The sequence below is a fragment of the Novosphingobium sp. FG90 genome (assembly GCF_057808725.1).
In genome coordinates, this window is sequence record NZ_JBMDIO010000001.1 from 61,285 (window position 1) to 75,764 (window position 14,480).

The following is a 14,480-nucleotide window of genomic DNA, read 5'->3' on the forward strand; positions in this document are numbered from 1 at the left end:
CGCGCTCCAATGCCATTCATGGACCTGAAACCCGGCCGAACGCGCGTGCGAAGGCCATCTGCAAATCTCGCATCACCGCCAAACCGGGGGGCTTATCGCATTGCGCGGCTGGATCCTTTTTCAGCATCAACTAGACCCGGCGATTCCCGAGGTTCCTGAGGTTTTCCGCTTTCAGGAGGCTGCGGGCGCACTCGGCATCGAACTTCACGTCCTGCAGCCCCACAGTTTCGAGCTGGTCGTGGGCACCGTGGGGGACTGGGCGATCAAGTACCAGGGACGCCAGATCGAGAAGCCGGATTTCGTCATCTGCCGGACGGGCGCGGAGACGGATTACTTCACGCTGGCCCTGCTGCGCCACTTCGAGCGGCGCGGGGTGCGGCTGGTCAACGGCCCGGCAACGATCGAGACGGTGTCCGACAAGCTGCACACCCTGCAGACGCTGAACCGTGCAGGGTTGCCGATCCCGCGCACGATGCTGGGCACGTTCCCCATCGATGTCGATCTCGTCGAGCGCGAACTGGGCTTTCCGGTCATCGTCAAGACGCTCAAGGGTACGCGCGGCGCAGGCGTCCTCAAGTGCGAGGACCGCAGCCAGTTCGAGGATCTGGCGGGCCTGCTCGAAAGCGCCGAGGCCAAGGCGGATTTCATCCTCCAGCACTACGTGCGCGCCAGCCACGGGCGCGACGTGCGCGTGCTGGTGGTCGGCGGGCGGGTGATCGCGGCGATGGAGCGCCGCTCGCTGACCGGCGGGTTCAAGTCCAACGTCTCGCTCGGCGGCGTCGGCGTCGCCTACAACCCGCCGCAGGAGATGGCGGAACTGGCGGTGCAGGCGGCCGACGTTCTGGAACTCGACATCACCGGCATCGACATCCTGTTCGACGAGGACGGCTACCGCATCTGCGAGGCCAACTCCGCCCCCGGCTTTCAGGGGCTGGAGCGAGCGACCGGGCTCGACGTGCCGACGGCGATCCTCGAATGGGTGATCTCCACACAGGCCGCCGTGCAGGAAAGCAAGCCCGCCCCGGCCGAGAGCACCGCGCTGGCCGACATGGTCTTCGGTGGCCGCACCGGCCTGCGCGCGCTCAGCGACCGTAATGCCGAATTCCGGCCCTTCGCGAACGCGGTGGGCCTGCGCATGGTGGCGGCGGGGGTGGGCTGTCTGGTGCAGGGCTCGTTCCCGCAGCCGCTGGTCGATCGCCGCAGTCCGACCGGGATCGGCCTTCGTTCGCTGTTCGAGGGGCGCGCCAAGGTGGACCTCACCGGCCTCAACGACCGGGCGCACGAACGCACGCTGATGGTGGTTCTGGCCGTCGCGATATGGGCGGCGGTCATGCCCTGGCTCGCCGGGGCCGAGGCGGTGGTGAGCGGGGTGCTCTCCGTGCTGGCGCTCATCTTCCCGGCGCTGTTCCTGCTGACCTCCCCGGCCGGACGGTTCGGAGCCGGCTCCGCGCGCCGCCGCAGGAGCAACGGATGATCGACTTTTCCGCGATCCCCTGGGCGGCGCTGGCGCCGTTCATCGTCGCCGGGTTCCTCGCGCAGCTGGTGGACAGCGCGGTCGGCATGGGCTTCGGGGTGATCGGCAACTCGCTGCTGATCCTGCTCGGCCTGCCGCCCGCCGGCGCGTCCTCGGTGACGCATGCGGTCGAGAGCTTCACCAGCGGCGTATCTGGCGCGGCCCATGCCTTGCAGAGGAACGTCGACTGGATGCTGTTCGCGCGGCTTGTCATTCCGGGCATCGCCGGGGGGCTGCTGGGGGTGTGGGCGCTCTCGCACCTCAGCCTCTCGATCCTGCGGCCGGTGCTGCTCGTCTATCTGGCGGCGGTGGGCATCTACCTGATCTGGCGCGGAGCGCGGCGGGCGCAGGCCTATCGCCGGATGCGCGGCGTGGGGCCGCTCGGCTTCGTGGCGGGCTTCCTCGATTCCTTCGGCGGGGCATGGGGGCCGGTGACGACGGGGAGCCTGATCGCGCAGGGTATGACGCCGCGCATGGCGGTCGGCACCGTCAACGCCGCCGAGTTCTTCGTGACGGTGACGGTGCTCTCGGCCTTCATCGGCACGCTGGGCCTGCAGTCGTTCTCGATCGCGGCATCCGGCCTGCTGATTGGGGGCGTCGTCGCCGCGCCGATCGGGGCACTGGTGACGCGGCGCGCGTCCTCGCGCGACCTGACCCAGTGGATCGGCGGGGTGATGATCGCGCTCAGCCTCTGGGGGCTGATCTCGCTCGTCTTCGCGCCGATCCCGCTGTTCTCGCGGATGTGAGGGTCAGGCGCGCTTCAGTCGCCCGCCGCTCAGCGTGCCCGCCAGCCCCGGCGCCACCATGAGCAACCCCTTGGCGATGGCCACCACCGCGCCGAGGATCAGGAAGGGCTGGCCGATCAAATAGATCGGATAGAGCGGCGAGCCGAGCTTGCCGGTCAGCTTGCCGACGACCGGCCCCAGCAGCCAGATCAGGATCAGGTGCGCGCAGAAATAGAAGAACATGTACGGCTCGATGCGGCGCAGCAGCGGCGCGGCTCGGGTGGCGACGAGACGCCAGGCCAGCCACCATACCGCCAGCGATGCGGCGACCCGCGCGGCAAGGTCCACCGCCGCCGTCGAGGCATCGTCGAACGGCCGGGCATCGCCGATCGAGACGTAGAGATGCAGCGGCATCAGCGCCACGAAGGGCGCCAGCGCGACGACGGCGGGCCATGCCGCGACCCGCTCGGCAAGATTGGCGCGGCGGGCGATGATGCCGATGGTGAAGAACATCAGGATCGAGGCGCGTAGGATCACCGGAGGGCCGATCCCCAGAATGTGACAGGTCCCCGCCGCCAGCGCCAGCAGCGCCAGCGCCTTCGAGGGCAGGCGCACCAGCAGCGGCGCCAACACCATGCACAGGAACAGGTCGCGCAGGAACGGCATCTGGACGTTGATGTCGGGCGGGCGGGTGACGATGAACAGTTCCTCGACCAGCCAGCGAGCCGACTGCGGCATGGGCGCGGCGAGCCCGAACTGCCATGCCGCGCCTGACACCAGCAGCACCGCCAGCGCGTTCCACAGCACCATCGGCAGCAGGATCGTGCGCGCCTTGCGGGCGACGTGCGGTCCCCATTGCCGCGTGCGCGAGGAGCCCGCGACCAGCCAGCCGGAGATCAGCCCCAGCAGCGGCACCGCGCTGCGCCCGAACCCTTCCATCAGGACCCAGCGCAAGGTTTCCTGCGGCGTGCCGCGCGCCAGATCGAGTTCGTAGCCGGACAATCCCGTCCAGGCATGGACGTAGACGATGCCTGCGATACAGATGACGCGCGCGATGCGGATCGCATCGGAGCGCCGGCTTTGCATGTCGCTATTCGGTTCAGCCAAGCCGTGTCCCGCCCATTATCATCCATGCTCCGTATGTGCTTTTGTCATCATAAAGCCTGCGAGGCGCAGTGGTTGCCTCGCGCAGACGATGCCAAGCCTATGCGTCACGCCGCGCGGGCGGCGGGACGAGCGGAGAGGGGCAAGGGAAAAGGCTTTCAGAACAGCGCTTCGTCGAGCGCCATGACGGTTTCCGGACCGGCGGCGATGCGCGCCGCGTGCACGCCTGCACGGGGCAGCACGTAGCTCGCGTAATAGGCGGCGATGGCGGTGTAGGTATCGCGGGTGCGGGCATCCTCCAGCGCGGGAGCCGCAGCGAGGATGCGCACCCACATCCAGCCCAGCGAGACCAGCGCGAAGAGGTTGAGGTACTCGGTCGCCGCCGCGCCGAGGGTGTCGGCATCACCCGCCGCCGCGGCGATGGTGGCGCTGGCCTCCTCCAGCATGGCGAGGGCGCGGCGCATTTCGGCGGCCAGCAGATCGTCGCCCTGCAGGTCGGCCGCGATGGCGTCGAGGTAGGCGCGCAAGGGGGCGCCGCCGTTCAGCGTGACCTTGCGCGAGACGAGGTCCATGGCCTGTACGCCGTTGGTGCCCTCGTAGATCTGCGTGATGCGCGCGTCGCGGACGAACTGCTCCATCCCGGCTTCGTGGATGTAGCCGTGGCCGCCGAAGACCTGCTGCGCCAGCACCGTCGTCTCGAAGCCGAAGTCGGTGAAAGCGGCCTTCACCACCGGCGTCAGCAGCGCGACGTCGGCAGCGGCGGCATCGCGCGTCGCGGCGTCCGGGTGACGGTCGGCGACGTCCATGCGGATCGCGGTCCATGCGGCGAGGGCGCGTGCGGGCTCAACGAAAGCGCGGCAGGCGAGCAGCATCTTGCGCACGTCGGCATGGGCGATGATCGGCACGGTGCCGGGGCGACCGTCCGAGGCGCGGCCCTGCAGGCGTTCGCGGGCATAGGCGACCGCGTTCTGCGTCGCCGCATCGGCAAGGCCGAGGCCCTGAATGCCGACGAACAGGCGCTCGGCATTCATCATCGTGAACATCGCGTTGAGCCCGCGCCCGGCCTCGCCGACCAGCCAGCCGGTGGCACCGTCGTAGTTCATGACGCAGGTGGGCTGGGCGTGGATGCCCATCTTGTGCTCCAGCGCGCCGACCGACATCGCGTTACGCTCGTCGAAGGCGCCGCTCGTGCCGGGCAGGAACTTGGGGACGAGCAGCAGGCTGATGCCCTTCACTCCGGCCGGAGCATCGGGCAGGCGGGCGAGGACGAGGTGGACGATGTTGTTGCCGAAATCCTGGTCGCCCGAGGATATGAAGATCTTGGTGCCCGTAACCGCATAGCTGCCGTCGCCGCGCGGTTCGGCGCGGGTGCGCAGCAGGCCGAGGTCGGTGCCCGCCGAAGCCTCGGTCAGCGCCATCGCGCCGCACCACTCGCCGGTGACGAGCTTGCCGAGGCAGGTGGCCTTGAGTTCGTCCGAGCCGTGCGCGGCGAGCGCCTCGGCAGCGCCGCGAGTGAGGCCCGGGAACAGGCCGAAGGACAAGTTGGCGGCGGACACCATCTCGTCGAGCATGATCTGGACGGTGCGCGGCAGGCCCTGTCCGCCGAACTCGGGATCGCCCGCAAGGCCGGGCCAGCCCGCCTCGACGAATTCCGCATAGGCTTCCGCGAAGCCCGGGGCGGTCACGACATTGCCATCGACGAGCTTCGTGCCCGCGGCGTCGCCCGGCAGGTTCAGCGGAGCGAGGCGTTCGGCGCACATGCGGCCGGCCATCGTCAGTACTTCGCCTGCCAGTTCGCTCGTCACTTCCTCCAGCCCCGGCAGCGCGGCCATCTGCGCATCGAAGTCGAGCACGTGCTCCAGCAGGAAGCGCATCGTCGCGACGGGGGGCTGGTAGGTCGAGGGCATGATCGTCTCCACGGGGTCTTGCGCGCTTGCGCGGCTTTGCACGTCAATGTACCAAACGATCGTTACAATCAAGGTGGTGGCGCCGTGACCCTTGAATTTCCTTGCCGATCGGGCGGCGGCGCGCCAACGCAGGGCCGATGAACGCACGCCATCCCGACAAGCCGAACCCGTCGCGCGAGGACGAGGTCGTGGCCGCCGCCGCCGCCCTCTTCGCCGAGCGGGGCTATGCCGCGACCAGCGTTCGCGACATCGGCGAGCGGGTGGGCCTGCTGGGCGGCTCGCTCTACCACTACATCAAGAGCAAGGACGCGCTCTTCGTGCGCATCCATGACGCGGCGCTGCAGGCGGCGGAAGACCGCATCCGCGCGGCGATCGAGGGGGTGGAGCAACCCGCCGCGCGGCTGGCCACGGCGTGCCGGGTGCTGCTGGCGATCCAGATCGACCCGGCCTCGCTGACGATGCCGCTGATGAACGACTTTCGCGCGGTGCCCGAAGCCGTGCGCGTGCAACTGGTCGCGCGGCGCGATGCGTTCGAGCTACTGTTCGCGGACCTCGTAGATGCCCTGCCGCCGCAGCCGGGGCGCGACCCGGCGATCTATCGCATCCTGCTGCTCGCCACGCTCAATTCGGCGAGCGAGTGGTATCGGCCGGGGCGCCTCAGTCTCGACGAAGTCGCCGACCAGATTCTCGGGGTCTACGCGGTCGGTTGCTGAGCGGGCACCGCGCGGCAGAGCCCTTCCTGCGCCACGCTGGCGACCAGCGTTCCCGCGCGGTCGTAGAGGGCGCCGCGCGCGAAGCCCCTCGCGTGACCGGCCCAAGGGCTGTCCATCGTGTAGAGCAGCCAGTCGTCCACCGGCGGAGTGGAATGGAACCACACCGCATGGTCGAGGCTCGCCACTTGCAGACCGGGCGAGAAGATCGCCTTCGAATGCGGCAGGATCGCCGTGGATACGAGTGCGAAGTCGCTGGCATACGTCAGGACGACGCGCTTGAATACGTCGTCGCTTTCGACCGGCGCGGCCAGCCGGAACCACAGGAACTGGCGCGGCGTATCCGAGCCTTGCGCGGCGGGCGGGCCGGGCCGGATTTCGAACGCGGCGAGGCGGTCGAGCATGGCCTGCGGGAATTTCTGGCCCGTCGCCGCCAGCGCCGTGACGAGGTCAGGGCACTGCTCGGGGCTCGGCACTTGCGGCATGGCGGCGGCGTGGGCGAAGCCGTCCTCGCGCCGATGGAACGAGGCCGCCAGGTTGAGGATCGGTTTGCCGCCCTGCATCGCCACGACGCGCCGGTTGGCGAAGCTGCCGCCGTCGAAGTCGCGCAGCACGCGGTAGATGATTGGCCGCGTCGTATCCCCGGCGCGCAGGAAATAGGCGTGGAGCGAATGCGCCTGCCGATCGCTGCGCGCAAGATCGCGCGCGGCCGCCGCCAGCGCCTGCGCCACGACAAGGCCGCCGAACACGCGGCCGGGCCGTTCTTCGGAGGCCCCGCCACGGAACAGGTCGGTGTCGATCTCCTCGACTTCGAGGAGGGCGCGCAGTTCGGCGACGGCAGCAACAGGATCAGTCATCGACAGGCCTTAGCGGCGTGCCTTCGAGCCATGCAAGCGCCTGCCGCTCGATGGAGAGCAGTTCGTCCAGCGTCTGTTCGATCGCGTGCTTCTGCTTGCGCAAGTCGGCGATACGCTCGCCGACCTTGGACTTGAGGGCGCGGACCTGTTCGTGATGCTCGGGATCGACGTCGTAGAGGTCGAGGAAATCCTTGATCTCGCGGATCGAGAAGCCGAGCCGCTTGCCGCGCAGGATCAGTTGCATCCGCCCGACCTCGCGGCGCGAATAGATGCGGGTGGTGCCCGCGCGCTGCGGCGCGATCAGGCCCTTGTCCTCGTAGAAGCGCAAGGTGCGCATCGTCACGCCAAGGAGCGTCGCGGCTTCCTGGATGCCGAGCAGTTGCGGCGGCTCGGGGGCGGGCGCGGCGCTCAAGCTGCGTTTCCGCCCGCGCTCTGGCCAGCGCGCTTGGCGGCTTCTTCCGCGACGAGGTCTTTCTTGGACAGCTTGCCTACCATGGTCTTGGGGAGCGAATCCCGGAACTCGATCGAGGCGGGCATCTCGATCTTGTTCAGCCGTTCGCGCAGGAAGTCCAGCAATGTCTCCTGATCGAGCATGTCCCCGCCGTGCAGCACCACGAAAGCCTTGGGGGCCTGACCGCGATAGGCATCGGGGATGCCGATCACGACCGCCTCGGCGACCATCGGATGCTCGTAGAGCGCTTCCTCGATGATGCGCGGATAGACGTTGTAGCCCCCGCACAGGATCACGTCCTTGATCCGGTCGACGAGGAACAGATAGCCGTCCTCATCCAGATAGCCGATGTCGCCGGTGCGCAGGGCGCCGTAGATGAAGGTCTTCTCGGTGTCTTCGGGGCGACCCCAGTAGCCCTGCATGATCTGCGGGCCGCGCGCGCAGACTTCGCCCTTCTCGCCGGGAGCGCAGAGGCGCGTCGGGTCGGAGGGATCGCGGATTTCCAGCGCGGTGCCGGGGAAGGCCGGACCGCAGGAGTTGTCCTTCACCAGCCCTTCGAGCGGGTTGCAGGCGATGATCGGGCTGGCTTCCGACAGGCCGTAGCCTTCGACCACGTTCACCCCGGTCTTCTGCTCGAACTCGCGGCGCACTTCCAGCGGCAGCGGCGCGCCGCCGGAAATGCAGACGCGCACGTTGTCGAATTCGCCGTGAAGCTGCTGGTGGTTGAGCGCGGTGTAGAGTGTGGGCACCCCGAAGAATTGTGTCGGCTTCGTGCGTTTGGCGGTGGCGAGGAAGGACTTCATCTCGAAGCGGGGGAGCAGGATCATCTCCGCTGCCGTGTCGACCGAATAGTTCAGCACCGTGGTCAGTGCGAAGACGTGGAAAAGCGGCAGGACGCCGAGGGTGCGCTCCTGATGCTCGGGCATATGGCCGACATGCGCGATCATCTGCGCCGAATTGGCGGCAAGGTTCGCATGGCTGAGCATCGCGCCCTTGGGCACGCCGGTGGTGCCGCCGGTGTACTGCAGCACCGCGAGGTCGTTGGGGTGGCGTTCGACCGCGTCCGGCTCGGCGTCGCGGGCGATCAGGTTCGCCCAGCGGGCATAGCGCAAGTCGTGCGGCTCATGCGCGATGTCGTGGCGTTTGAAAAGCAGGAAGGCGCGGCGTTTGATCGCGGGCAGAGCGTCGGCGAAGGGGCAGACGACCACGCGCTTGAGGCAGGTCTTGCCGACCAGCGGCTCCAGCTTGGGCAGGCAGAGCGCGAGATCGGTGGCGATCATCACCTCGCAGCCGGAGTCGGTGACCTGATGCGCCATCTCGCGCTCGGTGTAGAGCGGGTTGAAGTTCACCACGACAGCGCCGATCCGCAGAACCGCGAAATAGGCGACCACGTAGTAGGGCGTATTGGGCAGGCACAGGCCGACACGGGTGCCCTTGGTGACGCCAAGGTCCTGCAGGCCGCGGGCGGCACGCTTCGCAAGCGCGCCGATTTCCGAATATGTCCACTTGCGGCCCATGAAGTCGACCGCCGGCCATGCTCCATGCGCTTCTACTGCATGGTCGAGCAGGTCGGTCAGAAGACGCGGCGCGATCGGCGGCATCTCGTCCGTCGTTGAGGAGGCAGTGGCGGAAGCGACCCCGCCGATCGTCGCCGCGTCGATCATTAGAAGTGCATCCTTGCGCCAAGGGAGAAGACAAGAGCGGAAGCGTCCTTCAACTCGCCATTGGTGATCACGGGCGTCTGCACCGCCGTGCCCGCATAGGCAGCGGTGATGCGGTCGATCGGCGCATCCTTGAAGGTGATGTACGAGGCCGCCGCGTCGATGGTGAAGGCCGGGCTCGGCGAATAGCTGGTGCCTGCCGAGAAGTTCCAGCGGTTGCTGTCCGGCACGCGCGCGTCGCGGTTGCCGTCCTGCGTCGGGGTGATGCCGCGCTGGAAGCCGGTGCGCAGGACCCACTGCGGGTTGACCTGATAATCGGCGCCGATCGCCCAGGTCCAGCTGTTGCGGTAGTTCTCGGGGATCGACTGGTTGATCGGCGCGCCGATGTCGATGGTGTCGAACTCGCTCCAGCCCATGCGCACGACCTGCGCGTTGAGGGTCAGGCTCTTGCTCATCTGCGCGCGGGCGCTGCCGATGAACATCCACGGCGTGCTGAACGAAGCCTTGGCGTCGATCGTGCCGTTCTGCGCCGCGAGCGGACCGGCCAGCCCTTCGAGCGTCACCGTGCCATCCAGCTTGTGCTTGATCGAGGACTTGTAGGCGAAGCCCAGCGAGACCGGGCCGTCATGGTACTGCACACCGGCCGACCAGCCCACATCCCAGCCGTTGCCCTTGAGCGTCTGGTGCCCGTCCGCCAGCAGCGGCGACAGGTTGGGGAGGTAGTTGCCCAACGTCGCATCGACATACTCGATGTTCGCCGCGCCGCCGATGTAGAGGCCCTTGGCCAGTTCCACCGCGATCGAGGGCTGGATGTCGTAAGTGCGCAGCTTGGTCTTGTCGGCGCTGTAACGCGCCCAGCTGTCGGCGTCGTAGTCGGTGGTGAACGAATAGGGTGCCGTCAGCGACAGGCCCACCGCCACGCGGCCGAACCCATAGGCGATCGCTCCCGAAGGCAGGTAGCCGTTATCGATCGGGTTCTTCGCCACCGGATTGCCGCCGACCGAGGCCGGGGCCTGCAGCGGCCGCACGATCACGGTGCCGTTGTCCACGACCTTGCCGCGCGGCAGGATCGCGCTGGCGCGCACGGATGCCTCACCGCCCTGCAGGCCCGCGATCGAAGCCGGGTTCCACCAGAGGGAATCGACGCCGGTATCAGCCGCCTCGCCCGAGAAGGCGCGGCCCTGTCCGCGGACGGACTGCTCCTGAAGGTAGAACGCCTGAGCGCTCGCAGATCCGCTCCACGCGAAGGCGACGACGCTGGCCGCGCTCGCAAGGAAGATGCGGTTGTACTTGGTATGCATTCGGTACTCTCCCTAGGTAATTGCTTATTGGCAGCTACTTAACTGCCGCGCGGCTTACTTGATCCGCGTCCATGTCTGGGTTTTGCAAAGAGGCCAGACGATGCAGCCCTTGAGCTTGAGGGTGTCGGCGCCCGCAGGCGTGATCGTGGCCTTGTAGGTGCCGCCGTCTTCCGGGTTGTAGATCGTCCCGCCCGACCAGGCGTTGCCGTCCTGCTTGAAGCCGCCGAGGATTTGGAGCCCCTTGAGGCGGCGGTCGCGCTTCGCTGCGTCCTTGTTGTTGATGTCCTTGAGGTCGGGGTTCTTCAGGATGTTTTCGGAAGACACCAGCTTGCCGCAGATCGAGCCGCCGCAGCGCTCAATCTCGACCACGCCGTGCTTGGCAGGCGTGCGCCACGAACCGGCCAGCGCGCCCGGATCCGCCGCCAGCGCCGGCGCTGCGGCGACTATCGCAGCGCTGGAACCCAACGCCAGCGTTGTCAGTTTAAGGAAGTGCATTTGCGACCTCTCCATCTCTCTCGCCCGGATTTCTAAGCTGGAACCGTGCCCCTGACTTCGCAGGTGACGACCGATCCCGACCGGATGGACTCGGCATATCCCAAAATTTTCTTGACGTATAGGGAAAGATTCGCACCTTAAGGGAAGACGTTCGGGAGAACGAGGATCGCTATGGATTCGGCACTCAAGCCGGCCGGGTCCGCCCATGGAGAGGAATGCATGCAAAGCGTCGTGATCGCGGGCTACGCCCGTTCGCCGTTTCACCTGGCCAACAAGGGCGCACTCGCCCGCGTCCGCCCCGACGACCTCGCCGCGCAGGTGATCCGGGGGCTGATTTCCAAGACCGGCGTGGAGCCCGCCGATATCGAGGACATCATCGTCGGCTGCGCTTTTCCCGAGGGAGAGCAGGGGCTTAACGTCGCGCGCCTGATCGGCCAGATTGCGGGACTGCCGCAGTCGGTCGGCGGGATGACGGTGAACCGTTTCTGCGGCTCCTCGATGAGCGCGATTCACATCGCCATGGGTCAGATCGCCGTAGGGGCTGGCGAGGTGTTCATCTGCGCCGGTATCGAATCGATGAGCCGGGTGCCGATGAGCGGCTTCAATCCGCTGCCGAACCCGGCGCTGGCCAGGTCGACCGCCGCTTACATCGGCATGGGCGAGACGGCCGAAAACGTCGCCACCCAGTATCAGATTTCGCGCGGCGAACAGGAAGCGCTCGCCGTCGAGAGCCAGAAGAAGGCCGCCGCCGCGCGCGAAGCCGGCAAGCTGGCCGACGAGATCGTGCCCATCGAAACCAAGGGCGGCACCGTCAGCGAGGACGGTACGATCCGTCCCGAAACCACCGCCGAAGCTCTTGCTGGCCTCAAGCCCGCGTTCGATGCCAACGGTTCGGTGACGGCGGGCACCTCCTCCCCGCTGACCGACGGCGCCAGCGCGGTGCTGGTGACCACCGAGGAATACGCGCGTGCTCACGGACTGCCGATCCTCGCCCGCATCAAGTCCGTTGCGATCTCCGGCTGCGCGCCCGAGACTATGGGCCTCGGCCCGATCCTCTCGAGCCAGAAGGCGCTGGAGCGCGCGGGGATTTCCGCCAGTGACCTCGACGTCGTGGAACTCAACGAAGCCTTTGCATCCCAGGCACTTGCCTGCATCAAGGACCTGAACCTCGACACCGCCAAGGTGAACATCGACGGCGGCGCGATCGCCATCGGCCACCCGCTTGGCGCGACCGGTGCGCGCATCGTCGGCAAGGCGGCATCGCTGCTCAAGCGCGAGGGCGGCAAGTACGCGCTCGCCAGCCAGTGCATCGGCGGCGGGCAGGGCATCGCCACCGTTCTGGAGGCCGTGGAATGAGCCAGCCGATCAAGAAAGTCTGCGTCATCGGCGCGGGCACCATGGGTGCCGGGATTGCCGCGCAGGTCGCCAATGCGGGCGTCCCGGTGCTGCTGCTCGATATCGTCCCGAAGGACGGTGCGAACCGCAATGCCGTGGCCGAAGGTGCGGTCGCGAAGATGCTCAAGACCGAGCCCGCGCCCTTCATGAGCAAGGCGGCGGCCAAGTTGGTCGAGACCGGCAACATCGAGGACCACCTTGAAAAGATTGCCGAATGCGACTGGGTGATCGAGGCGGTTATCGAGCGCCTCGACATCAAGCAGGGCCTTTACGCGAAGCTTGAGGCGGTGAAGCGCGAGGGGACGGCGGTGTCGTCCAACACCTCGACGATCCCGCTGGCGCAGCTGGTCGATGGCCGGTCCGAGGCGTTCAGGCGCGACTTCCTCATCACTCACTTCTTCAACCCGCCGCGCTACATGCGGCTGCTGGAGATCGTCACCGGGCCGGATACCGATGCCGCTGTCGCCGCGAAGGTCGAGCAGTTCGCCGACGTGGCTATGGGCAAGACGGTGGTGAAGGCCAAGGACACGCCGGGATTTATTGCCAATCGCATAGGCACTTACTGGATTCAGCTGGGCCTCAACGCGGCCTTCGACCAGGGCTTGAGCGTCGAACTGGCCGATGCCGTCGCGGGTAAGCCCATGGGCGTGCCCAAGACCGGGATTTTCGGCCTCGTCGATCTCGTCGGAATCGACCTCATGCCGCATCTGCAGGCCAGCCTGACCTCGACGCTGCCCAAGGCAGACCCCTACCACGCCATCGCGCGCAGCCATCCGCTGATCGAGAAGATGATTGCCGAGGGCTATACCGGCCGCAAGGGCAAGGGCGGATTCTATCGTCTTAACAAGGAGATGGGCCGCCGCAAGGAAACCATCGACCTGGCTACCGGCGAGTACCGCGAGACCATCCGCGCCGCCGGCCCCTCGGGTAAGGCATTGCGCGGCGACCTTCGTGCGCTGGTCGAGACCAAGGGGCCGATTGGCGACTATGCCTGGGCGGTTCTGGGCGGGACGCTGGCTTATGCGGCCTCGCTGATTCCCTCGGCGGCGGACGATGTTGTCGCGATCGACGACGCGATGAAGCTCGGCTACAACTGGAAGGCCGGGCCGTTCGAGATGATCGACAAGCTGGGCGCCGCCTGGCTGGCGCAGCGCCTTGAATCTGAAGGGAAACCCGTCCCGGAAATCCTCAAGGTCGCGGGCGACAGGCCGTTCTATCGCATCGAAAACGGGGTGCGACAGGCACTGGCACCGGGCGGCACCTACGAGGACATTAAACGCCCCCAAGGCGTCCTCAGCCTCGCCGATGTGAAGCTGGCAGGCAAACCACTGCTCAAGAACGCCTCCGCCGCGCTGTGGGACATTGGCGACGGTGTCACCGCGCTCGAATTCACCGGCAAGATGAACGCGCTCGACGGCGAGGTCATGAAGCTGATCGTCGAGGCGATCCCGCTGGTGGCATCGAAGTACAAGGCTCTGGTCGTCTATACCGATGCCGACAACTTCTCGGCGGGCGCCAACCTCGGCCTCGCGATCTTCGCGGTGAACATCGCCGCGTGGAGCGAAATCGAGAAGCTCGTCGCCGGTGGGCAGATGGCGTATAAGGGCCTCAAGTACGCGCCGTTCCCGGTGGTCGGCGCGCCTGCAGGCATGGCGCTGGGCGGCGGGTGCGAAATCCTGCTCCATTGCGATGCGATCCAGGCCCACGCCGAGCTTTACATGGGCCTAGTCGAATGCGGCGTCGGCCTAGTGCCGGGCTGGGGCGGCAATGGCGAACTGCTCGACCGCTGGCAGAGCAATCCGATGATGCCGAAGGGGCCGATGCCTGCGGTGGCCAAGGTGTTCGAGACGGTGTCCACCGCCTCGGTCTCCAAGTCTGCGGCGCAGGCGAAGGAGATGCTGTTCCTGCGCGCCGACGATGCGATCACCATGAACCGCGACCGCCTGCTCTACGATGCCAAGCAGAAGGCGTTGTCGCTGGTCAAGGGTTACAAGCCGCGCGAGGCCCCGCACTTCCGCCTGCCCGGCAAGAGTGGCCGCACCGCGCTGTCGATGGCGGCCGAGGGCTTCCGCAAGCAGGGCAAGGCGACGGACTACGACATGGTGGTGTCGGATGCGCTGGCGACAGTGCTGACCGGCGGCGAGGCCGATCTGGTCGACGTGGTCAGCGAACAGGAACTGCTCAAGCTGGAGCGCGAGGCGTTCATGCGGCTGGTGCGCGAGCCCCGTTCGATCGCCCGGGTGGAGCACATGCTCGAAACCGGCAAGCCGCTGCGGAACTGACGATGGGAGAGGGCGGGATGCAACCCCCAGCGCTCGCCCCCCGCATCGTCACCCTGAACTTGTTTCAGGGTCCATCGGG

General features: G+C 67.3%; 12 protein-coding genes. 5 read left to right on the top strand and 7 right to left on the bottom strand.

The genetic code is table 11. From position 1 onward, the window contains the following. Nucleotides 1–100 precede the first annotated feature (100 nt). Together ACODRZ_RS00235 and ACODRZ_RS00240 are read left to right on the top strand one after the other, a co-directional pair. Nucleotides 101–1,474 carry an ATP-grasp domain-containing protein gene (locus ACODRZ_RS00235; protein ID WP_488969015.1) on the top strand — a complete coding sequence of 458 codons (1,374 nt, stop codon included), beginning with the start codon at nucleotides 101–103 and terminating at the stop codon, nucleotides 1,472–1,474. Further along, nucleotides 1,471–2,259 carry a sulfite exporter TauE/SafE family protein gene (locus ACODRZ_RS00240; protein WP_488969016.1) on the top strand — a complete coding sequence of 263 codons (789 nt, stop codon included), beginning with the start codon at nucleotides 1,471–1,473 and terminating at the stop codon, nucleotides 2,257–2,259. The genes ACODRZ_RS00235 and ACODRZ_RS00240 overlap by 4 nt, the downstream gene beginning before the upstream one ends. Before the next feature lie 3 nt (nucleotides 2,260–2,262). Here ACODRZ_RS00240 and ACODRZ_RS00245 read toward each other — a convergent pair whose 3' ends face one another. Together ACODRZ_RS00245 and ACODRZ_RS00250 are read right to left on the bottom strand one after the other, a co-directional pair. Then, nucleotides 2,263–3,324 (bottom strand): acyltransferase family protein, encoded by a 1,062-nt coding sequence (locus ACODRZ_RS00245; RefSeq protein WP_488969147.1) that lies wholly within the window; start codon nucleotides 3,322–3,324, stop codon nucleotides 2,263–2,265. A gap of 176 nt (nucleotides 3,325–3,500) precedes the next feature. Then, nucleotides 3,501–5,249, bottom strand: a complete 1,749-nt coding sequence (locus ACODRZ_RS00250; protein ID WP_488969017.1) for an acyl-CoA dehydrogenase — start codon at nucleotides 5,247–5,249, stop codon at nucleotides 3,501–3,503. A gap of 137 nt (nucleotides 5,250–5,386) precedes the next feature. Here ACODRZ_RS00250 and ACODRZ_RS00255 point away from each other — a divergent pair, with 137 nt between their 5' ends. Beyond that, a complete protein-coding gene (locus ACODRZ_RS00255) occupies nucleotides 5,387–5,962 on the top strand; it encodes a TetR/AcrR family transcriptional regulator (protein WP_488969018.1) in 576 nt (191 codons plus the stop codon). Here ACODRZ_RS00255 and ACODRZ_RS00260 read toward each other — a convergent pair. The 5 genes from ACODRZ_RS00260 to ACODRZ_RS00280 are packed head-to-tail and all read right to left on the bottom strand — an operon-like array spanning nucleotide 5,944 to nucleotide 10,724. Next, nucleotides 5,944–6,816, bottom strand: a complete 873-nt coding sequence (locus tag ACODRZ_RS00260; RefSeq protein ID WP_488969019.1) for an acyl-CoA thioesterase — start codon at nucleotides 6,814–6,816, stop codon at nucleotides 5,944–5,946. The two genes, ACODRZ_RS00255 and ACODRZ_RS00260, sit on opposite strands and share 19 nt — an antisense overlap. Continuing rightward, the gene (locus tag ACODRZ_RS00265) at nucleotides 6,809–7,228 is read right to left on the bottom strand and encodes a MerR family transcriptional regulator (RefSeq protein ID WP_488969020.1); all 420 of its coding nucleotides are present in this window, start codon (nucleotides 7,226–7,228) and stop codon (nucleotides 6,809–6,811) included. The genes ACODRZ_RS00260 and ACODRZ_RS00265 overlap by 8 nt, the downstream gene beginning before the upstream one ends. Continuing rightward, the gene (locus tag ACODRZ_RS00270; protein ID WP_488969021.1) at nucleotides 7,225–8,931 is read right to left on the bottom strand and encodes a long-chain-fatty-acid--CoA ligase; all 1,707 of its coding nucleotides are present in this window, start codon (nucleotides 8,929–8,931) and stop codon (nucleotides 7,225–7,227) included. The genes ACODRZ_RS00265 and ACODRZ_RS00270 overlap by 4 nt, the downstream gene beginning before the upstream one ends. Continuing rightward, complete coding sequence (locus tag ACODRZ_RS00275) at nucleotides 8,931–10,229, bottom strand: OmpP1/FadL family transporter (RefSeq protein WP_488969022.1); 1,299 nt, start codon at nucleotides 10,227–10,229, stop codon at nucleotides 8,931–8,933. The genes ACODRZ_RS00270 and ACODRZ_RS00275 overlap by 1 nt, the downstream gene beginning before the upstream one ends. 54 nt (nucleotides 10,230–10,283) lie before the next feature. Then, nucleotides 10,284–10,724 carry a DUF2147 domain-containing protein gene (locus ACODRZ_RS00280; protein WP_488969023.1) on the bottom strand — a complete coding sequence of 147 codons (441 nt, stop codon included), beginning with the start codon at nucleotides 10,722–10,724 and terminating at the stop codon, nucleotides 10,284–10,286. 219 nt (nucleotides 10,725–10,943) lie between these two features. Between ACODRZ_RS00280 and ACODRZ_RS00285 the strand changes: the two genes are divergently transcribed. Together ACODRZ_RS00285 and ACODRZ_RS00290 are read left to right on the top strand one after the other, a co-directional pair. Further along, nucleotides 10,944–12,080: a thiolase family protein gene (locus tag ACODRZ_RS00285; protein WP_488969024.1), complete on the top strand. Its 1,137-nt coding sequence runs from the start codon at nucleotides 10,944–10,946 to the stop codon at nucleotides 12,078–12,080. Continuing rightward, a complete protein-coding gene (locus ACODRZ_RS00290; protein ID WP_488969025.1) occupies nucleotides 12,077–14,401 on the top strand; it encodes a 3-hydroxyacyl-CoA dehydrogenase/enoyl-CoA hydratase family protein in 2,325 nt (774 codons plus the stop codon). Before ACODRZ_RS00285 ends, ACODRZ_RS00290 begins: the two co-directional genes overlap by 4 nt. Nucleotides 14,402–14,480: the final 79 nt, after the last annotated feature.